Annotated in this window: 11 protein-coding genes; 3 read left to right on the plus strand and 8 right to left on the minus strand. The window is 35.0% G+C overall.

Going from position 1 to position 26,725, the window contains the following annotated elements:
• Positions 1–74: 74 nt before the first annotated feature.
• The 7 genes from AAFN75_RS00565 to AAFN75_RS00595 all read right to left on the minus strand — a co-directional run bounded on the left by AAFN75_RS00565 (position 75) and on the right by AAFN75_RS00595 (position 6,878).
• Positions 75–410, minus strand: a complete 336-nt coding sequence (locus AAFN75_RS00565) for an L-rhamnose mutarotase (protein ID WP_411807774.1) — start codon at positions 408–410, stop codon at positions 75–77.
• Positions 411–427: 17 nt separating this feature from the next.
• Positions 428–1,768 carry an L-fucose:H+ symporter permease gene (fucP, locus tag AAFN75_RS00570; protein WP_411807775.1) on the minus strand — a complete coding sequence of 447 codons (1,341 nt, stop codon included), beginning with the start codon at positions 1,766–1,768 and terminating at the stop codon, positions 428–430.
• A 46-nt stretch (positions 1,769–1,814) separates the two neighbouring features.
• Positions 1,815–2,594: an SDR family oxidoreductase gene (locus AAFN75_RS00575; protein WP_411807776.1), complete on the minus strand. Its 780-nt coding sequence runs from the start codon at positions 2,592–2,594 to the stop codon at positions 1,815–1,817.
• Between the two features lie 17 nt (positions 2,595–2,611).
• Positions 2,612–3,436 carry an amidohydrolase family protein gene (locus AAFN75_RS00580; protein ID WP_411807777.1) on the minus strand — a complete coding sequence of 275 codons (825 nt, stop codon included), beginning with the start codon at positions 3,434–3,436 and terminating at the stop codon, positions 2,612–2,614.
• Positions 3,437–3,515: 79 nt separating this feature from the next.
• Positions 3,516–4,373, minus strand: coding sequence for a fumarylacetoacetate hydrolase family protein (locus tag AAFN75_RS00585; RefSeq protein WP_411807778.1), 858 nt, complete (start codon positions 4,371–4,373; stop codon positions 3,516–3,518).
• 30 nt (positions 4,374–4,403) lie between these two features.
• A complete protein-coding gene (locus AAFN75_RS00590) occupies positions 4,404–5,186 on the minus strand; it encodes an SDR family NAD(P)-dependent oxidoreductase (protein WP_411807779.1) in 783 nt (260 codons plus the stop codon).
• A gap of 30 nt (positions 5,187–5,216) precedes the next feature.
• Positions 5,217–6,878: a UxaA family hydrolase gene (locus AAFN75_RS00595; protein ID WP_411807780.1), complete on the minus strand. Its 1,662-nt coding sequence runs from the start codon at positions 6,876–6,878 to the stop codon at positions 5,217–5,219.
• A gap of 335 nt (positions 6,879–7,213) precedes the next feature.
• On the opposite strand from AAFN75_RS00595, the gene AAFN75_RS00600 reads away from it, so the two are divergent.
• From AAFN75_RS00600 to AAFN75_RS00610, 3 genes are all read left to right on the plus strand, one after another.
• On the plus strand, positions 7,214–14,029 hold the full coding sequence (locus tag AAFN75_RS00600; RefSeq protein WP_411807781.1) for a M14 family zinc carboxypeptidase: 6,816 nt from the start codon (positions 7,214–7,216) through the stop codon (positions 14,027–14,029).
• Positions 14,030–14,291: 262 nt separating this feature from the next.
• Positions 14,292–21,833 (plus strand): choice-of-anchor D domain-containing protein, encoded by a 7,542-nt coding sequence (locus AAFN75_RS00605; protein WP_411807782.1) that lies wholly within the window; start codon positions 14,292–14,294, stop codon positions 21,831–21,833.
• Positions 21,834–22,101: 268 nt separating this feature from the next.
• Positions 22,102–25,158 (plus strand): LamG-like jellyroll fold domain-containing protein, encoded by a 3,057-nt coding sequence (locus tag AAFN75_RS00610; RefSeq protein WP_411807783.1) that lies wholly within the window; start codon positions 22,102–22,104, stop codon positions 25,156–25,158.
• A gap of 90 nt (positions 25,159–25,248) precedes the next feature.
• Here the strand turns inward: AAFN75_RS00610 and hisS are convergent, their stop codons facing one another.
• The gene (gene hisS, locus AAFN75_RS00615) at positions 25,249–26,622 is read right to left on the minus strand and encodes a histidine--tRNA ligase (RefSeq protein ID WP_411807784.1); all 1,374 of its coding nucleotides are present in this window, start codon (positions 26,620–26,622) and stop codon (positions 25,249–25,251) included.
• Positions 26,623–26,725: the final 103 nt, after the last annotated feature.

Raw genomic sequence — 26,725 nt, forward strand, 5'->3', positions numbered from 1 at the left:
AGTTTATAGTTATTATAGTTAGTTCTATTTTCTATCAAGCACAATTTTAATCAGACAAAATCAGCTCAAAAATGTTATGCTTTTAATTGATATATTCTTTCCATTAGCACCCATTTTTCACCTTTTTTAGCTGTTGGAAGCGCTTTTTGATACTTCCACATTAAATTTTCCCATTCTTGTACTTTAGGATTATTTGCGTCCATGTTACTTTTCTTTTCAAATGAAAATTCCTTATTAACTTCCATTATCATGAACAGACGATTACCAATACAGTAAATTTCAAGATTTTCGATACCTGAATCTAAAATACTCTTTGTTATTTCTGGCCAAATACTTTCATGGTATGCCTTGTACTCGGCTATTAATTTAGGGTCATCCACTAAATCTAAAGCAAAACAATACTTTTTCATAATACTATTTTTAATTTTTAAACGGCTTTTTCTTCATGTTTACTAAATACATGAAATCCGTACCACGCTATGTAAGCAAAGCATATTAATGGTAATACAAATGAGAAATTAACCTCGGCTACACCCATTATTTTAGTATCTGCTACACCACTACCTCCAGCGTCAATAATCATTCCTTGCAACATAGGTAAAAGTGCGCCACCAACAATGGCCATTACTAATCCTGCAGAACCCACTTTAGATTGTTCTTCGGTTAAATCGCCTAAAGCAATACCGTAAATAGTAGGGAACATTAAAGACATACAAAATGAGATAGCAACAACGCTATATAAACCTACTATACCTTCAATAAACATAGCACTAGCCACACAAGCACCTGCTAAAATTGCGAAAAACATTAATAGTTTACCAGAACTCATAAAACGCAACATGGCAGTTCCTACAATACGTCCAACGGTAAATAATACGAATGCTATAAATTGGTATGCGAATACATCAATTTTCTCATATCCAACAACATCGGCGTTAGCTAAATCGATAGCTTCTGCATATTGATAAATATAAGTCCAGGTCATAATTTGAGCACCCACATATAATATTTGAGCTACAACACCTAAAACGTACTTGCTGTTTCCTAGCAACGTACCAAAGGTATCGCCTAAACTTGGCATAACACCTTCCTCTTTAGATTGTGGCATTTTATTAACCAAAAACAATACAAAAACAGCTAGGATAACTAGTCCAAGAACCACATAAGGATCTCTAATAACGGCTAAATCTGCTACTTTAATCATAGCTCTTTTAGCGTCATCTAAAGCGCTAAAGTCTGCAATATCATCCGACTGTAACTTATCGTAAACAAAATATTTAGCCACCAACAACCCTGCAATTAAACCAACAGGATTAACAGACTGCGCTAGGTTTAAACGTTGTGTAGCTGTTTCTTTTGCGCCCATTGCTAAAATGTATGGGTTTGCTGCGGTTTCAAGAAATGCTAAACCAAACGTTAAAACATATAAGCCTAAACAGAAAAACCAAAATTGCTCGGTAATAGCTGCCGGATAGAATAATAAAGCACCACCAGCATATAAGCCTAAACCAATTAAAACGCCAACTTTATAAGAATACTTTCTCATAAACATAGCCGCCGGTAAAGCCATACAGAAATAACCACCGTAAAACGCCATTTGCACCCACGAGGCTTGTACATTTGATAATTCTAATACTTTTTTAAAGGCATTTACCATAGGGTCTGTAACCGCATTAGCAAATCCCCACAATGCAAATAAAGAAGTTACCAAGATAAATGGCACCAGTACTTTTTTAGAAACAACAGGTGTTTTTGTTATATTACTCATTATATTTTGTTGGTTTAGTATTAGTTTGAATTATTTTTTTTGATTGTTAAATGGAACGATCTAAATGTGTGTAACCGCCATCCACATACAATAACTGCCCTGTTGTATGGCTCGATTTACTAGATAGTAAAAAAGCTACGGTATCTCCAATTTCTTCAGCAGAAGTCATTCTATTTTCCAAAGGAATATTCTTTGTAATGGCTGCTAACTTTTCTTCTTTATCCGGAAACGTACTAATCCATTTTTCGTATAATGGTGTGTAACATTCTGCAACAATTAAAGCATTTACACGAATGCTATATGGCAATAACTCCACAGCCCACTCTCTAGTTAAGGCATTTCTTCCTCCATTAGAAGCTGCATAACCAGATGTACCGCCTTGACCGGTATCGGCCGTTTTAGACCCAATATTTACAATAGCACCTTTACTCTTTTTAAGTTCTGGTAAGGCATAATGCGCCATTAAGTAATAATGAACAACATTACGTTTTAATGATGACATGAATCCTTCGTAATCGCCATTTTCTAAACCTACGCCATCGTTTACACCTGCATTATTTACAAGACCGTCTATACGACCGTGTTTTTCAACTACCGATTCTACAGCTTTTTTACATTGCTCTGGATCTGTAAGTTCTGCTAAAGCATAAGTAATATTTACACCTTGTTTATTAAAAACTTCGATTACCTCATCTACACTCGCTTTATTTCTAGTAATTATTACAGGGATAGCCTCTTCACGAATTAAAGATTCTACTATACCTAAACCTATTCCTTTAGATCCGCCTGTAACTATTATTACTTTTCCTTTTAAATTTAAGTCCATTCTTACGGTTATTTAGTTTATAAATTATAATATTTTATGGCGTTTCCTCCCATGATCATCTGTTTGTCTTCATTGGAAAAATCAATAAAATAATTTTCAATTAGTTGTAATATACTTTTATACTCGCCAGCCAATAAACATACAGGCCAATCGGATCCAAACATAATACGATCCGTTCCAAAAGCATTAAAAATACTATCTAAAAACGGCGTAAATTGATCTGGTGTCCAATTAAAATTTTCGGTTTCGGTAACCATTCCAGAAATTTTACACGCTACATTTTTACAGGCTGCTAATTGCTTAATATTTTTCACCCATTTTTCGTTTAATCCTTCTGAAATTTGAGGTTTTGCAATATGATCGAGTACAAATTTTTGATTAGGAAATTGTTCTACCAATTTAATAGCATTTTCCAATTGGCTTGGAAACACCAAGATATCATAAACCAAATTAAAGGTACTTAGTTTACTAATACCGCGTTGAAAATCTTCACCTAAAACAAAATCGTCCTTTTCGGCTTGTACAATATGACGTATGCCTTTAAGGTTCTTGTTTTTTGAAAAATGACTTAATCGTTCTTCAACATTAACTGCACATAAATCTACCCAACCTACAACACCTTTTATAAAAGGATTTTGTTCTGCACTTTGAAGTAAAAATTCGGTTTCCTTTTCTGATTGATCTGCTTGAACGGCAATACAACCATCTACATTATTAGCATTTAGAATTGGTTTTAAATCTTTAGGAAGAAAATCTTTTCTAATAACACTCATAGTCTCATCAATCCAGCTATCTCTAACTGGATCATAAATCCAAAAATGTTGATGTGAATCAATAACCATTAAAATAATATTAGATATTAGCCAATAAAAACATGAGACATCTATTGATGACTCATGTTTCTAAATTTTTATAAAAAAACTATTTTGTATATGCTTTACAAACTTGTCTAGACACCCCTAAACCTTCAATACCTAACTCCATAACATCTCCTTCTTTTAAGTATACTGGAGGCGTTAATCCTAGACCAACACCAAATGGCGTACCTGTAGAGATGATATCTCCTGGTAATAAAGTCATGAATTGGCTAATATGACTTACTACATATTCAACATTAAAAATAAAGTCTGATGTTGAGCTGTTTTGCATCACTTCACCATTTAACTTTAACCATAGGTTTAAATTATTAGGATCTTTAATTTCATCTTTAGTAGCTATAAAAGGACCTACAGGTGCAAATGTATCGCATCCTTTTCCTTTACACCATTGTCCTGAACGCTCTAATTGAAAAGCACGCTCGCTAACATCGTTATGTAACACATAACCTGCAATATGATCGTAAGCATCTGCTTTACTTACATAAGATGCTTTTTTACCAATAACAATAGATAATTCTACTTCCCAATCTGTTTTATCGCCACCTTTAGGGATAATAACATCATCATTTGGACCTACTAACGAAGAGGTTGCTTTAAAAAACAAAACAGGTTCTTTTGGTATTTCCATACCAGCTTCGGCTGCATGTTGCGCATAATTTAAACCAACACAAACAATTTTAGATGGTCTTGTTAAAGGCACTCCTAAACGCACATCATCTCCAACTATTGGACAAGATTTTTGATTGTCTTTCAGCCAAGCTTCAAGCTTTTCAATACCTTCGTTTCCAAAAAACTCTTCATTATAATCTGTTCCAAAAGCCGATACATCGATGATTGTTCCATCTTCTAATTGTACACCTGGTTGCTCACTTCCTACTGCTCCAAATCTTATTAATTTCATCTTATTATGTCTTTAAATTTATTTTGTTTTTTAATTTCCGTTTAATGTTACAAATCCACCATCAATAGCGTAGTTTGAACCTGTAATAAACCCAGCTTCATCCGAACATAAAAACAGTACTAAATCTGCCATTTCTTGAGGTTTACCCATACGTCCAATTGGTTGTGTTTTCGATAATTTATCAAACATTTCTTCCTCTTTACCAGGGTAATTATTTTTTATAAAATTATCCACAAAAGGCGTATGTACACGACCTGGAGCAATACAGTTACAACGAATACCGTCTTTAATAAAATCTTTAGCGATAGAATATGTAATGGTTAAAACCGCTCCTTTAGTCATGGAATATGCAAAACGATCGTTAATTCCAACTGTTGATGCTATTGATGCTAGGTTTAAAATAACACCATTCCCGGTTTTCTTTAAAGCTGGTAAACATGCCTTTATACAATTATAAACACCTTTTATGTTTACGTTGTATAAACGATCTAAATCTGCTTCTTCACAAGCTTCAATATTACCAACATGAGCAATACCTGCGTTATTAATTAAAATATCGATAGTACCTTTATCTGATATTGACTTTACAATATTTTCAACATTAGATTGATTAGCGACATCACATTTATGAGCTGCTGCTTTTTCGCCTAAAGCTTCAATTTCATTAACAGTGTCTTGTGCTGCTTCTAGATTAAAATCTAAAATATGTACTTCTGCACCTTGTTTTGCAAAGGTTAACGATATGGCTTTACCTATACCGCTTCCGCCTCCAGTTACTATGGCTACTTTGTTTTTTAAACTAAATTTTGTCATGGTTATTTAAATAGTTTTGTAGTTTATATGTTATAAAGACATGCCGCGTTTCCAGGGAATAAAATCGTCTTGTTTTAGTTGTCTTGCTTTGGTTTGCTTTCCGCTAGCAACCTCTATTACAAAATCCAATAACTCTTCGCCGGCTTGTTCAATAGTTTTTTCTCCTTCTATAATAGTACCTGTATTAAAATCAATAATATCATTCATTTTATTGAATAATTTAGTATTGGTAGATACTTTTACCACGGGTGTAATTGGGTTTCCGGTTGGAGTACCTAATCCTGTTGTGAATAAAATAACATTACACCCTGAGCCCGCTAATCCTGTTGTAGATTCCACATCGTTTCCTGGTGTACATAATAAGTTTAAACCAGGTTGTACAACTTGCTCGGTATAATCTAAAACATCTTCTACTGGCGATGTGCCTCCTTTTTTAGCTGCTCCTGCAGATTTAATAGCATCGGTAATTAAACCATCTTTTATATTTCCTGGTGAAGGATTCATTGAGAATGCTGCACCTAAAGCTTCTGCCTTAGAGTTGTAAGTTGACATGATATGAGAAAACTTTTTTGCTTTTTCTGAATCTGTACAACGGTTAATTAATTCCTGCTCTACACCATTTAATTCTGGAAATTCTGACAGTACCGTTGCACCACCAAGACCCACAATTAAATCGGACACATAACCTAAAGTTGGATTAGCCGAAATACCTGAAAACCCATCAGATCCGCCACACTCTAAACCTATAACTAGTTTAGATAGACTTGCTGGTTTTCTTTCAATCTTATTTGCTTCCATTAACCCTACAAAGGTGTGCTTAACGGCATCTGCTAATAATTCTTTTTCTGAAATACTTTGTTGTTGCTCTAATACATAAACAGGTTTTGTGTTAGCTGATGCCATTTTTGATAAGGCATCTTGAAGTATACTTGCCTGCGCATGTTGGCAACCTAAACTTAATACTGTTGCTCCTGCTACATTAGGATTATTAATATAACCAGCCAATAAATTACACAAGGTAACAGCATCTGAAGTTGCACCACCACAACCACCATCGTGGGTTAAAAACTTTACACCATCTACATTAGGAAATAACATGTTTTTAGAAGCATCTTCACCTTCTTTTAAAATATCCTTTTCTAAAATTGCTTCCGCTGAAACTCCTAATTTATAATCGCTAATTAAAGCATCAACATCTAATCCTAAATGTTGTTTTTTTCCGTAACCTAATTTTTCAACTAAAGCTTGCTTTAAAACCTCAACATTTCTATTCTGACAAAAAACTAATGGTATAATTAACCAGTTGTTTTCTGTACCTACTTTGCCATCTACTCTATGGTATCCATTAAATGTTTTATTAACAAATTTTGAAATATTTGGAGCGAGCCAAACTTCTTTTTCTTTAGTATCGTTCACACCATAACTTTCGGTATCATGCACTAGATTGGTCGTGCTAATCATATCACCCTTAGCGATATCTTTTTTAGCTTTACCTACTAGTACACCATACATGTAAACCAAATCTCCTTTTGCTAAAGTTTCGGTTACAAATTTGTGCTTAGCAGGAATATCGTTTTGTAAAACATAAGTTTTTGAGTCGTAAACAACTTCTGTTCCTTTTTTTAAATCTGCCAATGCAACGAGAACATTATCCTTCTCGTGAATTTTTAATATTTTTTGATCTGATTTCATAATACGGTTATGGTAATTACAATATGGTACAATAGTAATACAAAAAAACACCATAGTCTTCCTAAATCTTGACTTAACATGGTACTTATTTTGCTCTATACTTATTTAAACACAAAATACAGCAATTATTAAATCAAAATTCAGCAATTTTATCTGTTTGATAATGTGATTGTAAATCATTAATTCGTTTTTAATTATTCATGCCAGTAGAGTACTATTTCCGGCGTAAAATGAATCAAAAAGTGTATTTCATCGATTTTTTTGGTATTTCATAGATGTTATTTCAATTATTATTCTATATTCGCCTCATAAATTCATTCAATCCCCTAAATCTGATGAAAAAAATTACTCTACTAAGTGCTATTCTATTGTTAATGGTGCAACTTACATTCTCTCAAAATATTAGCGCAAAGAGAATTAAAATAAACAACCCAACTAAAGACCAACTCTTAAAAGTTAAAGTTGCTGGTATTGATTTAGCCTGTGGCGCAATTTTTAAAGACAATAGTTTAATTTTAGAACTAGGAGAAGGAGAATTAGACGCTTTAAATCAACAAAATATACCATATACTATTATGGTAGAAGATTTAATTGAATATTATAAAAAGAAAAACGAAATAGAACTTCCTATAGCTAAAGCTGAATTAGAAGCAAAAAAAGCTAAAAAATTAGCTAATAAATCCTTAAGTACTAAAAGTAAAAGCATAAATAACTTTATTCAATATGAAGGCTGTACAGAAGTAGATTGGGACGTACCAACCAACTTCAATTTAGGAAGTATGATGGGATGTTTAACATATAGTGAAATGTTAGCAGAACTAGACCAGATGCGGGCGTTATATCCTAATTTAATATCCGTAAAAACAGATGCTTCTCCTGGGACCGTAACCCACGGTAATTCTTACACTAATAACGGCGCTTATGATACATGGGCCGGTCAACCTATATATTATGTAAGAATATCTGACAATCCAGATACAGATGAACCTAACGAGCCAGAATCCTTATACTCTGGCATGACACACTCTAGAGAAGTAAGTTCTATGATGAACTTGATTTACTACATGTGGTATATATTAGAAAATTATAACACTGATACGGGGATTAAAAATTTGGTGGATAATCATGAAATGTATTTTATTCCTGTAGCTAATCCAGATGGATTAATGTGGAATGAGCAAATTGCACCATCTGGTGGTGGTTATCAACGTAAAAACTTAGGACCTTATAACACAGGTAACAATAACGTAAGAGGTGTTGATTTAAACAGAAATTACGATTATTTTTGGGGAAGCCATAGCATTTATGCCAATGGTGGTGTTGGCTCTTCTGGAACACAAAGTAGTGGTACTTACAGAGGCCCTTCTGCTTTTTCTGAGCCAGAAACTCAAATTGTTAGAAACTTTTCGGCAACTAGAGAATTTAAAACCGCCATGAATCATCATGCTCAATCAAATTTAATACCTCACTCATACAACGGTTACCCAGGTGCACCATCATCAGGAAGGGAAGCTGAATATCATAAGTTTTGTCATGACATGACTAGATTTAACAGATATATTTACGGTGAAGCTCCAGATATATTAACAATTGCAAACGGCGACATGAGTGATTGGATGCTTGGTGGAGCGACTGATTTAAACGGGTCTAACGGTTCTGGACAAGGTATTTTAGCCTTAGCTCCTGAAAACGGAGCTCATGACGGCAGTGAAGGTACATTTTGGCCTAGTGCAACACAAATTGTGGATATAGCTCAAAGAGCCGTAAGAATGAATTTTGTAAATGCATACCATAGCGGAAAGTTTGCTCAGTTTCATGATTTAAATTCTAGCGATATTACAGCTACTGCAGGTAACTTAGAATTTGGGTTAGAATATTTAGGACAAACATTAGGAGATATAACATTAAGTATAGCTCCAATTACCCCTAACAATAATATCAGATTTACTTCTTCTACTTTCGATTTAAGTAATGACGCCCCTTATACTTCTGTTCAAAGTAGTTGGAACAAACTAGAGCAAAGAACTATTTCGGTACCCTATGCTTTAAAAACATCCATAGTAGATAATGAAAAAATTGAATTTGAAATTACTGTTACCAATGATGATGGCTATGTCATGTATAGAGCTAACATTATAAAAACTTTTAACCCTAATGTATTATTCCAAGATAACCCTGATACAGATAACTTAACCAATTGGACAGCTTCTGGAGGCACTTGGGGAACAACAACAGATGCCTATTCGGGTACAAAAGCTATTTCTTATGCCCCATCTGGTTCTTATACAAATGATCAATCTAATAGAAGGTTAACACTTAATTCTACAATAGATTTATCTAGTTCAACAGCATCAGTAATTCAATTTTTTGCAAAATGGGATTTAGAACGAAATTTTGATTTCGCTCAAATTCAAGGTTCTACAGATGGTTCTACATGGATTCCGCTTTGTGGTAAATACACTAAACCCGGTGCTAGCGAAGCGACTAATAGATATACTTCCACCTACAGCTCTAACACAAATACAGGTAAAAGTACTAACGACAAAAATAATCAAGCCTCTGCTGGTTTAGTTTATGATGCCGATACTATGGATAAATGGGTCATGGAAGAAATAGCAATAGATGCCACAGAAAATAGTTTTTTATTAGGTGCAACAAATGCTCGTTTTCGTTTTGTTTTTGATTCAGACAGTAATAATAGAGCCGATGGTTATCCAACTACTTTTGATGGATTTAGTTTTGATGATTTCAAAGTAATTAGTATTGAGATACCTTGTGTAACAGATGTTCCTACGAATGTTTCAGCTTCAAGCATAACAGGTACTAGCGCAACAATAACTTGGGACAATACCCCATCAGCAACGTACGATCTTAGATACAAAGAATCAACTTCTGGTACTTGGATAGATGTATTGAACATATCAACAACAACTCATAACTTAACAGGACTAAATAATTCAACAAACTATGACGTTCAAGTGCGTAGCAAATGTGTAAACAATTCTAACTATTCAGCTTCAACACAGTTTTCAACAGCAGTTTCATATTGTTCTGCAAACGGTGACGATGGTACATATTTCTACATAGATAATGTATCATTTGGATCTATAGATAATAATTCTACTGGTAATACTTCAGGCTATTCTAATTTTACATCCTTAAGTCATAATTTAATTCCAACAGGTAGTACTGAAACAATATCGATTTCTATACATTATACAGGAACTCAATATGAATTAGCTACATCTGTTTGGATAGATTTTAATCAGGATGGTGATTTTGCAGATTCTGGAGAACAAGTTTTAAGCAACCCTTCATCTATTACAAGTCCTATTACTGGCAATATTACAATTCCTAATAATGCATTAGCTGGCACTACTAGAATGCGAATTATTCAAAAATATTATGGCATAACAGGTGAATTTGCCAATGACCCTTGTGAATCATTTAATTATGGCGAAGTTGAGGATTACACAATCAATATTAAGTCAAATGACCCTATAGCCTCATGTCAAAATATTGATGCTACATTAGATGCTACAGGTAATGTAACTATAACCGCAGCAAATCTTGATGATGGAACTAGCGTTGGAGATTTATCTATTGATATTTCTAGTTTTACATGTGCAAATATTGGCACAAATAATGTAACCTTAACTGCAACAGACCCTAGTGATTCTGGTAATATCGACACTTGTGTTGCTGTTGTTACAGTAATTCAGCAAGATGCTCCTACCCAAACTAACTGCTGGGATAATTACACATATAATTATACTACCTGTGTTTGGGAAAACCAAGGTACACAACCTACAGAACCTACTACTGAATTAGAATGTTGGGAAACCAGAAGCTTTAACGATACAACTTGTGCGTGGGAAGTAACAGGTACACAACCTACAGAACCTACTACTGAATTAGAATGCTGGGAAACTAGAAGCTTTAACGATACAACTTGTGCGTGGGAAGTAACAGGTACACAACCTGCGGAACCTACTACTGAATTAGAATGTTGGGAAACCAGAAGCTTTAACGATACAACTTGTGCGTGGGAAGTAACAGGTACACAACCTACAGAACCTACTACTGAATTAGAATGCTGGGAAACCAGAAGCTTTAACGATACAACTTGTGCGTGGGAAGTAACAGGTACGCAACCTACAGAACCTACTACTGAATTAGAATGTTGGGAAACTAGAAGCTTTAACGATACAACTTGTGCGTGGGAAGTAACAGGTACACAACCTGCGGAACCTACTACTGAATTAGAATGTTGGGAAACCAGAAGCTTTAACGATACAACTTGTGCGTGGGAAGTAACAGGTACACAACCTACAGAACCTACTACTGAATTAGAATGTTGGGAAACCAGAAGCTTTAACGATACAACTTGTGCGTGGGAAGTAACAGGTACACAACCTACAGAACCTACTACTGAATTAGAATGTTGGGAAACTAGAAGCTTTAACGATACAACTTGTGCGTGGGAAGTAACAGGTACACAACCTACAGAACCTACTACCGAATTAGAATGCTGGGAAACCAGAAGCTTTAACGATACAACTTGTGCGTGGGAAGTAACAGGTACACAACCTACAGAACCTACTACTGAATTAGAATGTTGGGAAACCAGAAGCTTTAACGATACAACTTGTGCGTGGGAAGTAACAGGTACACAACCTACAGAACCTACTACTGAATTAGAATGTTGGGAAACTAGAAGCTTTAACGATACAACTTGTGCGTGGGAAGTAACAGGTACACAACCTACAGAACCTACTACCGAATTAGAATGCTGGGAAACCAGAAGCTTTAACGATACAACTTGTGCGTGGGAAGTAACAGGTACACAACCTGCGGAACCTACTACTGAATTAGAATGTTGGGAAACCAGAAGCTTTAACGATACAACTTGTGCGTGGGAAGTAACAGGTACACAACCTACAGAACCTACTACTGAATTAGAATGTTGGGAAACTAGAAGCTTTAACGATACAACTTGTGCGTGGGAAGTAACAGGTACACAACCTACAGAACCTACTACTGAATTAGAATGTTGGGAAACCAGAAGCTTTAACGATACAACTTGTGCGTGGGAAGTAACAGGTACACAACCTACAGAACCTACTACTGAATTAGAATGTTGGGAAACCAGAAGCTTTAACGATACAACTTGTGCGTGGGAAGTAACAGGTACACAACCTACAGAACCTACTACTGAATTAGAATGTTGGGAAACTAGAAGCTTTAACGATACAACTTGTGCGTGGGAAGTAACAGGTACACAACCTACAGAACCTACTACTGAATTAGAATGTTGGGAAACTAGAAGCTTTAACGATACAACTTGTGCGTGGGAAGTAACAGGTACGCAACCTACAGAACCTACTACTGAATTAGAATGCTGGGAAACCAGAAGCTTTAACGATACAACTTGTGCGTGGGAAGTAACAGGTACACAACCTACAGAACCTACTACTGAATTAGAATGTTGGGAAACCAGAAGCTTTAACGATACAACTTGTGCGTGGGAAGTAACAGGTACACAACCTACAGAACCTACTACTGAATTAGAATGCTGGGAAACTAGAAGCTTTAACGATACAACTTGTGCGTGGGAAGTAACAGGTACGCAACCTACAGAACCTACTACTGAATTAGAATGCTGGGAAACCAGAAGCTTTAACGATACAACTTGTGCGTGGGAAGTAACAGGTACACAACCTACAGAACCTACTACTGAATTAGAATGTTGGGAAACCAGAAGCTTTAACGATACAACTTGTGCGTGGGAAGTAACAGGTACACAACCTACAGAACCTACTACTGAATTAGAATGTTGGGAAACTAGAAGCTTTAACGATACAACTTGTGCGTGGGAAGTAACAGGTACACAACCTACAGAACCTACTACTGAATTAGAATGTTGGGAAACCAGAAGCTTTAACGATACAACTTGTGCGTGGGAAGTAACAGGTACACAACCTACAGAACCTACTACTGAATTAGAATGTTGGGAAACCAGAAGCTTTAACGATACAACTTGTGCGTGGGAAGTAACAGGTACACAACCTGCGGAACCTACTACTGAATTAGAATGTTGGGAAACTAGAAGCTTTAACGATACAACTTGTGCGTGGGAAGTAACAGGTACACAACCTACAGAACCTACTACTGAATTAGAATGCTGGGAAACTAGAAGCTTTAACGATACAACTTGTGCGTGGGAAGTAACAGGTACACAACCTGCGGAACCTACTACTGAATTAGAATGTTGGGAAACCAGAAGCTTTAACGATACAACTTGTGCGTGGGAAGTAACAGGTACACAACCTACAGAACCTACTACCGAATTAGAATGTTGGGAAACGAGAAGCTTTAACGATACAACTTGTGCGTGGGAAGTAACAGGTACGCAACCTGCGGAACCTACTACTGAATTAGAATGTTGGGAAACCAGAAGCTTTAACGATACAACTTGTGCGTGGGAAGTAACAGGTACACAACCTACAGAACCTACTACCGAATTAGAATGTTGGGAAACGAGAAGCTTTAACGATACAACTTGTGCGTGGGAAGTAACAGGTACGCAACCTGCGGAACCTACTACTGAATGTTATGAAACAGCTACTTTTAATGACACAACTTGTTCTTGGGAAGTAACAGATAACGGTACTGGAACATTATATTATAGAGATAACGATAATGATGGTTTTGGTGACCCAAGCATTTCTGTACTTGATTGTTCTACTCCAACGGGATATGTTACAAACAGCACTGACTGCGATGACACAGACAACACCATTTATCCTGGAGCTCCAGAAATTACCAACGATGGTATTGATCAAGATTGTGATGGTTCAGACCAAACAACACTGGATACCAATATTCTAGACATCAATCTGATTGTTGTAACTCCTAACCCATTCAAGGATAATGTGAATATTCAATTACCTACAAGCGTAAATAACAGCGACTTTAACATTAAAGTATTCGATTTAAATGGAAGACTAGTATTCGACAGAAAATTTTCTTCTAAAAATAGTCAAGTAAAAGTTACGGGCTTGAGTAAGCTAAATCAAGCGCCTTACATATTTAAAATTATAAATATCAAATCAGGTGCAACAACTTATAAAAGAATGATAAAGAATTAAAATCATATTACATTAAAATGAAAAGGCTGAATTTTAAATAAAATTCAGCCTTTTTTTTATGTACTAATCAAATAATTAGTCGAAAAAGAAAGGATTCTTAATTAACAAAAATTCTAAACAAAAATTATGTATTTTTTAAATAGCTAAAAATCAACACATTAAAATTATATAATGCATTTCATCGATTAAATTTGTATTTCATAGAGTTATAATATACTTTTGGGGCATATTAATTAGTCCCAAGCTAAAAATTTAACCTCTCATGAAAAAAACTACTTTTTTAAATAGTTGTTTTATACTTTTAATAGGTATATTATTTACCTCATTTGCATTTTCGCAAGTCACCATCGATTCTGAGAATTTTGAAACAGGAAACTTCCCATTTACTTATTGGCAAGACGGAGGAGATAGATGTAGTAGAGATAATAATTCTCGAGTAAATGGTAATGATTCTGCCAGATTAATTGCATCTGGAACACCAAGAGCGACAACATATACGAATAACATTGATTTAACTTCATATATCAGTGCTAGCATTTCATTTAATTTTAGATTTAGAAATTGCGAAACCACAGATGGTTTTTTTGTTGAATATTCAAATAACTCCGGTGGGACCTATACTCAACTAGGAGAATATAGAACAGGTGGCACTTACGGAAACAACACCATATATAACATTACAATACCAGTTTCTAATGCTGGGGCTACATCATTTACTGCAAATTCAAGATTTAGGTTTAGGAGTGATTCTAGTTGGACTAACGATGAAACATTCATAGATGATATCGTAATAACTGGAAACCTACCTATTGGACCAGAAATTAACATACAAGGAAATGGTACTGATATTTCAAATAACGACACTACACCTAGTACAGCAGATGATACAGATTTTGGAACTGTAGATATTTCTGCTGGAACGAATACTAATATTTTTACAATTGAAAGCCAAGGAACATTACCATTAAACTTAACTGGTGCTTCACCATATGTAACCATAACTGGTACACATGCATCAGATTTCACCTTAACTACTATTCCTAATAATACAATTGCATCAGGCGGGAGCACTAATTTTGCAATAACCTTTAACCCAAGCGCAACAGGATTAAGAACAGCAACTGTTTCAATTGCTAATAATGATAGCGACGAAAACCCATATACTTTTAATATTGAAGGTACTGGTTTTATCCCAACATATTCAGAGGTAATAGTATCTGTTAATTGGCCCCAGTATGCTTGGGAAAACACTGCTGAAATATATGAGCCAAACGGAACATTAATTACAACGATAACATCCGGCGGATCTGGTACCTACTCAGACAATTTTAATTTAGGATGTTTACTAGACAACCCTAATACATCAGGAAATACAGGATATTATGCAGTACTCACCGATTCATGGGGAGACGGATGGAATTCTAATGGTACAATTAGCATAACTTCGGGTGGAATAAGTGTACTTTCATATAACGCAAGTGGTATTGGAGCCGGACCAAGTACACAATATTTTGCGGTTGCAAATGGTGGCGCAGCATGTTCTTCAACACCAGAAATAAATATTACGGGAAATAGTGTTGATATTACTGATGGAGATATAACACCAGTTTTAGCCGACAATACTGAATTTGGATCTATAGCTAATGGTACAACTTTAGATTATACATTTACCATACAAAACACTGGAGCCAACACTTTAATTTTAACTGGAGGATCTCCTTTAGTTGCTATTAGTGGCAATGCAGCTTTTTCTATTTTAACGCAGCCAACTTCAAATTCTATCCCATCTGGAGGTAGTGATCTTACTTTTGTAGTTCGATTTGCTCCTACTACCAATGTTACAAATGCACAAGCAACTATATCTATTGATAATGACGACAGTGATGAAAACCCATATACCTTTGTAGTACAAGGGTCTTCATTTACCCCTACTCCCGAAATTAACATTCAAGGAAATGCTACTGATATTTTAGATGGAGATACAACACCTGTAGTTGCTGATGATACCGAATTTGGATTAATTGGCAATTTAACTACACGAGACCGTACATTTACTATACAAAATACTGGTACGGCTACTTTAAATTTAACAGGAGGAATTCCTCTAGTTGACATTAGCGGAAATGCAGCTTTTTCAATCTTCACGCAACCTGGTGCTAATAGTATTGCTAATGGCGGAACAGATCTTACTTTTGTTGTACGCTTTGCTCCTACCGTTACAGTAACTAATGCACAAGCTACAATTTCAATAGATAATAATGACAGTGATGAAAATCCATATACTTTCGTAGTTCAAGGGTCTTCAAACACACCTGCACCAGAAATAAACATAACAGGTAATGGATCTAACATAATAGATGGAGACACCACTCCAACTACAACAGATGATACTGAATTTGGGACAACCACAATTGCTACAACAATAGACCGCACTTTTACCATCCAAAATATTGGTACTTCTACATTGAATTTAACAGGAGGAATACCAATTGTTGATATTAGTGGTAGTTCAGCATTTAGTATTTTAACACAACCTAGCTCTAGCGTAATTACTAATGGAGGAAGCGATCTTACTTTTGTTGTTCGCTTTGCCCCAACCGCAATTATAACAAATGCCCAAGCTACAATCTCTATTGATAATAATGATAGCGACGAAAACCCATATACATTTGTAGTTCAAGGCACAGGAATTATGGGCTTACCTGAAATAGATATTGAAGGTAATGGAACGAGTATTAGCGATGGAGACACCACCCCTTCTTTATTGGATGCCACAGATTTTGGAACAATAAATACAGGAAGTTCAAATACACAAACTTTTACAATAAAAAATACTGGCCCCGCCCCTATAAATTTAACAGGAGCATCACCTTATGTAACTATTGGCGGAACTCATGCGACAGATTTTACAATTACTGCGAATCCAACAACACCCATAGCCGGCAACTCATTTACAACCTTTAAAATAAGGTTCCGCCCAACAGGAATTGGTGTTCGAAGTGCAAATATTACTATTGCCAATAATGATAGCGATGAAAACCCATACAACTTTAATATACAGGGAACAGGAGAAATAGGCGATCAACAAAGCCATACAATATATTACGAAAACTTCGACGAAAATGACGGAGGTTGGACTTCTAGCACTGCGCTTTTTAGAGCAGGCTCTTGGGTCTATGAAACCTCACCTACACTTGTTTCTGAAGGAAACTACTGGAGAGTAAATAGCTACAATAATTACGGGAATAATTATTATACCTATTTAACTAGCCCAACGGCTATTTCCACTACTGGTTTTACGAATGTTACCTTTTATATGGATATTAAACATGATACCACTGATGATACTGATGATGGTGTTCAAGTACAATATACTACTGACCCATTAGGAATTTTTGGTTGGACAAGGTTAGGAGATAAGGGAACAGATATTAACTGGTATAATGATGACGATGTTGACGGCATAGGAAATAATGAACATGGTTGGTCTGGCTTAAATGATGAAAGTTCTAATAGTAATTCTAAATTCTTAGAAGCCTCGGTATCTGTTACTGCCTTAAATAATCAACCGAGAGTATGGTTTAGAGTACTTTTTGCTAGTGATGGAAGCAGTACTGATGATGGAGTAGCTATCGACAATATATTTGTTAAAGGCGATTATATTACACCGCCAGCAGATCCTGCTTTTGGTCCAGGAAACGCAAGTAACAACTTAAAACTTTGGTTAAAATCAGATGTTGGTACAAGTACCACTGCAGATAATACTGCAATTACAAGTTGGAGCGATCAAGCTTATGATAATAACGCTGAAGCTTTTGGCTCTACAAGTCCCATTTTTAAAGACAATACCACAGACAACATTAACTATAACCCCGTTATTGATTTTGATAAAAATAACGGTAATATTATGAAAGGCAAAGGTGGTTATTGGACCCAAGATTATTGGATAGTTGTAAAAACTAACGACACTTTTGACAAAAGCACATCTAATACACAAACACCACTTTCTGGAAAGTTTACAAAAACAGGCTTTAGTGTAGATGGAACCGGATTAGGTTTTGGAAAAATTTCTTCAAGATTTAATGGCGATAATTTAATTTCACATATAATAAGCTCATATAACAATGATACTTCAGGAAGCGCTATTCCAGGTGTTGACTCATATGGTAGAGCTTATGCTCCAGCAGCAACGAATAACATTGGTACAGATGTAATGATACTTAATGTAAAATCTAATTTAACGGTATCTCCTGCTATTAGCGAAATATATTACAACGGTAAAAAAGTTGATAATCATGCCGGAAAAACAGGATTAACTGGAACCGGAGTCGATTTACTTCATGCTGAGTTAGACAATTTAAGATATGTTTTAGGTGCTGGCCAGTTCTCACTTAATGGTCATGCATTAAGTTCTTATTTAGATGGAAAAATTACAGAGTTAGCAAGTTATTCTAGCCCTAACTCGACCCCAGATCAAAAGAAAATTCAAAGTTACTTAGCCATTAAATATGGCGTGACATTGAAAGAATTTGGAACTTCTAAAGAAGCTTTTGACTATGAATGTGATACAGATTATGTTGATTCTCAAGGTACAGTAATATGGGATGCTAGTGTAAATAATGGACACAATTTTGATATTGCCGGAATTGGAAGAGACGATGCCTCAGAATTAAACCAAAAACAATCTAAGAGTCAAAATATAGAATCAGATGGAACGGATGCCTATGGACCTACTTTAACAAATGGGTTTTTAACCATTGGTCTTTCTGATGTTTATGACACAAATAACGAAAATATATCATCGAACCCTACTACTTTAAATGATAGAGAATATTTAGTGTGGGGTAATAACGGTGCAGACATTAACCTTGCTTCGTCTTCTGTAGCAGTAGATATGAGTGCTGGAATTTCAGGATTATCAACTCCTGTTTCATTTACAGCCATGCAACGTGTTTGGAAAGTAATTGAAAATGGCGGAGACATTCCTACTTGTAAGATAAAAATACCTTTAAATGCAATAAGAAACATAACACCTCCTGGACATTTCTATATGTTTATCTCGGATACAAATGTTTTTGACCCAACTGCAGATTATAGAGTAATGACTGCCGACGCAAATGGAAATATAGAAACAGATTATGATTTTAATGGTACTAAATACATCACATTTGGATATGCCCCACAAATAATTGTTGAACGTTCTGTTTATTTTGATGGTGCAAATGACTATATTGATGTAGATAACAAAATCAATTTAAATACGAGTGCGTTTACTGTATCGGCATGGATAAAAAGAGACGCAGGAACGGTTAACGCATCTATAGTTTCAAAAAGAAATGCAGCTTTTTCTGAAGGTTACGATTTAAGGATTAATGGTTCTGGAAATGCAGAAATGACTTGGAACGGAGGTTCTGAAACTATTACTTCGTCTGTAGCGATACCTGAAAACGAATGGCATCAGGTAGCTGTAATTTACAATAGTGGAACTGCAACTTTATACATAGATGGCGTTCCTGATACGACCGGAACTTCATTAGCAACCCCTATTGCTACATCACAAAAATTCCTAATTGCTGCCGCAGATGGATATGATCCAAATACAACAGCCTATTTTGCAGGTAATATTGATGAAGTGAGAGTTTGGGATACAGCACTTAGTGTTGATCAATTACGCTATGTCATGAACCAAGAGCTAACTAACGATGTAAGTCTAGCTTTAGAATATGGTGATGTTATACCTACAACAATTACAAAAAATGAAATAAGCACTATACCTTGGACAAATTTAGCAGGATATTATCCTATGTCTGTTTATACCTACACAAATACAGATGATATGTCTGGTAATGATAACCAAGGGGCATTAAGAAATCTAGATACTGTAGATTATCAAACTGCTCCCCTACCATATCAAACTCAAGGTACTGGTTTATGGGATGCAGACGCTACTTGGTTAAACAATACTGTGCAAACATTACCAAACTCACTGTCTATTATTGATGGCGCCACACCTATTGATTGGAATATCATTGAAATAAATCATGATGTATATTTAGGCACAAGCACTACACCTGCAGATGTAAGAAGTAGAGATTGTGTAGTACAAGGTTTAATTATTAATAGCGGTAAATTACAAGTTAATGGTAGTACTGCATCTAATGATGGTATAGGACTAACAGTTACACATTATTTAAAACTTGATGGCACAATAGATTTAGAAGGAGAATCACAATTAGTGCAAACAAATCAAAGTGACTTTGATTCTTCAAGTACAGGATCATTAGAGCGGGACCAACAAGGATATTCTAGCACTTATTTATATAACTATTGGTGCTCGCCAGTATCTACTACTAGTAATGCAAATTACACCGTTGCAGATATTATAGACAACGTAGGATTTTCAACTTCTGGATATGATGGTACAAGTTCTCCTGTTCAAGTTGCAGACTATTGGATCTGGAAATACACAAACAGACCAAGTAACTCATATTCTGAATGGCAACATGTAAGAAGTACAGGATCGTTAGCTATAGGTCAAGGGTTCACTATGAAAGGCCCAGGAACAGCTACGCCAGATCAAAATTATATTTTTAAAGGTCAGCCAAACAATGGAGACTTCAATACAGCTATTACTGCAGGAAATGCATACTTATTAGGTAACCCATACCCGTCTGCTATAGATGCCGACCAATTTATAAAAGACAATATTCATACTGCTGATGGTGGTAACAATAATAAAAATGTTATTAATGGCGCTTTATATTTCTGGGATCATTTTGCAGTAAACAGTCATAATTTATCAAGTTATCAAGGTGGATATGCAGTTTACACTCTTATGGGAGGTACTGTTGCCATATCTACAGATTCAAGGATTAATGCTACTTATGCTTCTGGTTCTAAACTTCCAGAAAGATATATTGCTGTTGGGCAAGGGTTCTTTGTTTCATCAGACGATGGTGGTTTAACAGGCTTAACACAACCTATTGAAGATGGTGATATTAACTTTAAAAATGGACAACGAATTTTCCAAAAGGAAACCGTATCCGGAAGTAATTCAGGCTCAGTATTCTTTAAAGGCACTAAAAAAGCTAAAAGCAATACTAACAGTTCGGTGGACACAAGAGAAAAAATAAGATTAATGTTCGACTCTCCAAGTGGATATCACCGTCAGTTGTTAACGGGTGTAGACCAAAGTACGACTAACGGATTTGATTTAGGGTACGACGCTGTACTTATTGAAGATAATCTTGAGGATATGTATTGGAGTCTAGGAGATTCGAAATTACTAATACAAGCGGTAAATAACTTTGATGAAACTCAAAACATTCCGTTTAGCATTAAAATAACAAAAGAAGGTTTAGCTACGGTAAGTATTGATAATTTAGAAAATATTGACTCTAGCAAAAACATATACGTTCATGATATAGAATTAAACACGTATCACAATTTACAAGAGAGTGCGTTTACAATATTATTAACTCCAGGAGAATATAAAGATCGTTTTGAACTTACCTTCTCTAACCAAGAGTCTTTAAGCGTTGAAAATAATGAAGAAATAGACTTACAAGTATATTTTTCTAACAATAAAGAAAGCTTAATAATTAACAATCCTAAATTACTGAACATCAAATCAGTAGAAATGCACAATATATTAAGTCAATCTGTTTTCAAACTAAATGCAGAAAATGATAAACTTAATGAAAACTATCTTGAATTTCCAGTTAAGCAAATTCATTCTGGAGTATACATTATCAATTTAACCACTGATAAAAACAAAATCTCGAAAAAAATATTGGTGGATTAAACCTTAAAATAGCCCTAAAAAGTTTTTAGGGCTATTAAAAACACTGCAACGTGTTCCCCAATTTTTAGTGAAAAAATTAATTAATTCTAAATCGGCGCAGTAATTACATTTTTAATTACTAGGCCAAAACAAACACTTAACTATGAAGCATTTTGCTATAATTATATCTTTAGTGTTATCCCTCCTTGTTAGCAACAAAAAAACATATGCTCAAGTACACACAGCCCCTACATGTGCACAAAATTTTAATTTAAATTGGTCTACAAACATGGCTAACGATAATTTCTGGCCACCAGGAAAACTATCAAACACCTACACCAATGTCAATAATTCGGGTACAGACATTACAGTTACTTTTGCGGGCGAAACTAACACTTTAGGTTTTTGGTATGGAAATACCCCTAAAGTAGGATCACAATCTAGTTATTTATATAAAGGAATCGATTTATTATCCAATGGGTTTTCGGGCCCAGGGATTACATGTACAATAACATTTAGTCAACCTGTTTATGCGTTTTCTTTCGATGTTCATCATATAAACAAATGGAACTCTAATGGCGATAAATATGTATTTACAGGTAAAGACGTAAAAGGCAACACCATTTACCCAGAGTTCACTCATTCCAATACTCCTTCTTATACTTCAGATAACAATACCGGAATTGTTAATGCTATTTCAAATAAAATATCTGGAGATAATGCTATAATAGGTGTTAACTACGCCAATTCAAACTACATTAAAAGTGTAACTTTTTTATGGGAAGATTGCGATACTTGCGACCATAACTTACCGCACGCAACAGGATTAGGGAATTTTAATTTCTGTATGCCACAAATTATAGATTTTGATGGTAAAGACGATTACATTAGTACCGCTCCTTTTCTTAATGGGAAAAAAGAAGTTACTATGATGTCGTGGATCAAATTAGATAAAAAATCTAATGGTGGACATATTATTGGGCAACCTTATTTTAATATGTCTATCGATTCAAACAAAAAATTACGTGCGCACATTAAGGCAAATGAGGGCAATCCAATTGCATCACCAGATTTATCGGAGTACTTTTTACAAGAGAACTTATGGTACCATGTGGCTTTAAAATATGATAGCAATTCAGGAAGCGCAAAACTATACCTAAATGGTGACGCCATTTGGACTTACAGCAATGATGATTTATTAAATAACACACTAAATAACAGTACAGAATGGAATGCTTATGATTTTGAAATAGGTAGAAATTCTGAAACTCAAAACGACTATTTTGAAGGCTCTATTTATGAATCGAAAGTTTTCAATATAGCTTTAAATGACAACCAACTACACCAACAGATAAATCAAGAAATTGAAAACAATAACGGTAAGATTAGAGGCTCTATAATCCCGAAAGATATTGAAGGTTTATTATGGAGGGATTTACTCCTTTATTATAATATGGCCAATACAGAAAATGGAAATGTTATAGATTTATCTAGTAATAGTAGAGCTGGTAAAATTAACAATATACAGCTCGACCAAACCAGACAAGATTTCACAGCTCCTCTACCCTATGTAACGACCATAAACAGCCAAGGAAATTGGAAAAACCCAGAGAATTGGGAAAATGGAACGCATTTAGATATAAACACTAAAATACCAAGCCATGCCATTATTAAAATAAAAGGCGATTTGGAAATTGACACCAATGTTGAAACAACAGGTTTAATAATTGACAATAATAAAACATTAAAAATCAGTAATAATTCTGCCCTAATTAACACCTGGTATTTAGCTCTCGATGGCGTTTTAGATTTAGAAGACAACTCGCAACTTATCCAAACATCAACAAGTACATTAAACCCAACTAGCTCTGGTATATTGGAAAAAAACATTCAAGGTACTGCTGATACGTATACTTATAATTATTGGTCATCTCCAATTGGAAAACCAAACAATAGCTCCATAAACAATCCATATACTGTAAAAGATATATTTAAAGATATCACTTTCATAAGTACAGGATATAATGGTATTATCTCTCCATTGTCGGTGGCAGATTACTGGATTTGGAAATATAATAACAGCCTAAGCGATAAATATTCCACATGGCAGCAAGTGCGAAGCACAGGTAATATTTCTCCTGGCGAAGGCTTTACAATGAAAGGTCCTGGAACGGGAACTATAACAGAGGTACAAGATTATGTATTACAGGGAAAACCGAATAATGGAGAAATTAGTTTACCTGTTTATGCGGGTAACGATTATTTAATAGGCAACCCCTACCCTTCGGCTATTGATGCTGTTAAATTTATTCAAGATAACAAATCGGTTATTGATGGTGAAGGCGCAACAGATGGCACACTTTATTTCTGGAAACATTGGGGTGGCGGTTCTCATATTGCTAGTGAATACCAAGGTGGTTATGCTACATACTCACTTTCTGGAGCAGTACCAGCAGCAGGAAAATCGGAAGATCAAGGTGTCTTTTCAACTGGCGGTACACAAATAGAACTTCCTAGCAGGTATATTCCTGTTGGACAAGGTTTTTATGCCACAGCAGAAACTAATGGACATATTAAATTTAATAATAGTCAGCGTGCTTATTATTCTAAAAGCGTTCTAGCACGAAAAAACACATCAACAAAAAATATAACTGAGAATAACGAAGATCCTAGAACTAAATTAAGAATTGGTTTTAACTCGGTAGGCGGCCTACAAAGACAACTTTTAGTTACTGTTGATGAAAACGCTAGTACGGGATACGATTGGGGCTACGACTCAAAATACATAGACACTCAAGCAGATGATATGTATTGGTTAATTGACAATCAAAAATATACCATACAAGGTGTTAACGCATTTACAAAACAATCCTCTATTCAATTAGGAATACATACTAAAACCGACGGCTATAATAGCATACAGATAGATGAAATAAAAAATACTCCTGCAGATTTCGACTTATACTTACATGATAAAGCATTAGATCTTTATCATGATTTAAGCCAAGGTAAATATGAAGCATACCTTGAAGCTGGAGAGTATTTAAATAGGTTTGAACTTACTTTTGAAAAAGCTCATACATTGGATATTGTAGAAAATAGCATGGATCAAATTGAAGTTTACTATTCAAACGAAAAGGCAAACATTGTAATAAACAATCCTAAATCTAAACAAATTGAAAATATTGAAATGTTAAACATTTTAGGACAAACCCTTTTTAAATATCATACTAACACCACACAAAATCATCTTGAATATAATACGCAGCAAATAACACCGGGTAATTATATTTTAAAGATAGATTCTGAATACGGAAGTGTATCAAAAAAGGTTTTCATAAAATAATAAGTTGAGTTTATATTCATAATTTCAAGTTAGTATTTATAAATCTGAAACTTAACTTATTTAAAGTACTGAATTTCTATTCAGGACTTTTTACTTTTTAGTTTGAGCTATTAAAGCTTCTAACGACACCTTATCTTGCTCCCCAGAAATCATATTTTTTAAAGTATAGGTATTCGATTCTATTTCCTGATCGCCTACCAATACCACAAAAGGAATGGCACGCTTATTAGCATGATTCATTTGTTTCTTCATTTTAGCAGCATCTGGATAAAGTTCGACATTAACACCTTGAGAACGCAATTGTTTAATCGCTTTTAAACTAAACAAGGCTTCTTTGTCTCCAAAGTTTATAAATAAAACATCAACGTTTTTATTTACAGTTTCCGGAAATAATCCTAATTCTTCAAGCACTAAATAAATACGATCTAAACCAAAACTTATACCTACACCGCTTACATCTTTCATTCCGAAGATACCTGTTAAATCGTCGTAGCGACCACCGCCACCAATAGAACCCATTTTTACTTGAGCCGGAGCAGAAACTTCAAAAATTGCACCTGTGTAATAATTTAAACCACGTGCAAGAGTTACATCTAGTTGTAATGCCGCCGTTGTTAAACCTAACTCCGTAATTGCTGTATTTATAAAGGCTAATTCTTCAATACCCTTATTGCCTTCTTCAGAGGTATTTAAAATACCTTTTAAACTTTCAATTTGAGATTCAAAAGAACCAGATAACGTAAATAAAGGTTGTAATTTCGATATGCCTTCATCTGAAATACCTTTAGCACGCATTTCTTCTTTTACCTTCTCCTCGCCTATTTTATCCAACTTATCTAAAGCAACCGTAAAATCAATAAGTTTATCACTTGCCCCAATAACTTCGGCAATACCAGATAATATTTTTCTATTATTAATTTTAATGGTAACACCTTCAAGTTTTAAAGCTGAAAAAACCGTGTCATATAATTGAATAAACTCTACCTCTTGCCATAACGACTTACTTCCAACCACATCGGCATCACATTGAAAAAACTCTCTAAAACGACCTTTTTGAGGTCTATCTGCTCTCCAAACAGGTTGTATTTGATAACGCTTAAACGGAAATTCTATGTCGTTTTGGTGTTGCACAACGTAACGTGCAAAAGGCACAGTAAGATCGTAGCGTAATGCTTTTTCTGAAATTGAAGACGTTAATTTTAACGCATCCTTTTCGGTATAAGCTTGCTCATTAGCTTTGGCTAAATAATCACCAGAATTTAAAATCTTAAAAATCAGTCTATCGCCTTCATCGCCATATTTACCCATTAAGGTCTCTGAGTTTTCAAAACTTGGTGTTTCAATAGGTTGAAATCCGAAAGTTTCAAAAGCACCACGAATGGTGTTAAAAATATAATTTCGTTTTGCTACTTGTTCTGGATTAAAATCTCGGGTTCCTTTTGGGATGCTTGGTTTTTGAGCCATATTCAACTACCTGTGAAAACAGGTATCTCATTTAATGATTATTAAAATTTACTTTTCTAAGTGTATTGCTGCCTTCGCAGGAGTAACAAAAATAATAGTTTTA

Origin of the sequence: Algibacter sp. AS12 (assembly GCF_046736315.1) — a bacterium.
Taxonomy (GTDB): domain Bacteria; phylum Bacteroidota; class Bacteroidia; order Flavobacteriales; family Flavobacteriaceae; genus Algibacter_B; species Algibacter_B amylolyticus.

Excerpts from the sequence above, each read along its gene's own strand:
- AAFN75_RS00595 (WP_411807780.1), bottom strand. The coding sequence starts at position 6,878 with ATGAAATCAGATCAAAAAATATTAAAAATTCACGAGAAGGATAATGTT.
- AAFN75_RS00580 (WP_411807777.1), bottom strand. The coding sequence starts at position 3,436 with ATGGTTATTGATTCACATCAACATTTTTGGATTTATGATCCAGTTAGA.
- AAFN75_RS00605 (WP_411807782.1), top strand. The coding sequence starts at position 14,292 with ATGAAAAAAACTACTTTTTTAAATAGTTGTTTTATACTTTTAATAGGT.
- AAFN75_RS00610 (WP_411807783.1), top strand. The coding sequence starts at position 22,102 with ATGGCTAACGATAATTTCTGGCCACCAGGAAAACTATCAAACACCTAC.
- hisS (WP_411807784.1), bottom strand. The coding sequence starts at position 26,622 with ATGGCTCAAAAACCAAGCATCCCAAAAGGAACCCGAGATTTTAATCCA.
- AAFN75_RS00590 (WP_411807779.1), bottom strand. The coding sequence starts at position 5,186 with ATGACAAAATTTAGTTTAAAAAACAAAGTAGCCATAGTAACTGGAGGC.
- AAFN75_RS00565 (WP_411807774.1), bottom strand. The coding sequence starts at position 410 with ATGAAAAAGTATTGTTTTGCTTTAGATTTAGTGGATGACCCTAAATTA.
- AAFN75_RS00585 (WP_411807778.1), bottom strand. The coding sequence starts at position 4,373 with ATGAAATTAATAAGATTTGGAGCAGTAGGAAGTGAGCAACCAGGTGTA.
- AAFN75_RS00600 (WP_411807781.1), top strand. The coding sequence starts at position 7,214 with ATGAAAAAAATTACTCTACTAAGTGCTATTCTATTGTTAATGGTGCAA.
- AAFN75_RS00575 (WP_411807776.1), bottom strand. The coding sequence starts at position 2,594 with ATGGACTTAAATTTAAAAGGAAAAGTAATAATAGTTACAGGCGGATCT.
- fucP (WP_411807775.1), bottom strand. The coding sequence starts at position 1,768 with ATGAGTAATATAACAAAAACACCTGTTGTTTCTAAAAAAGTACTGGTG.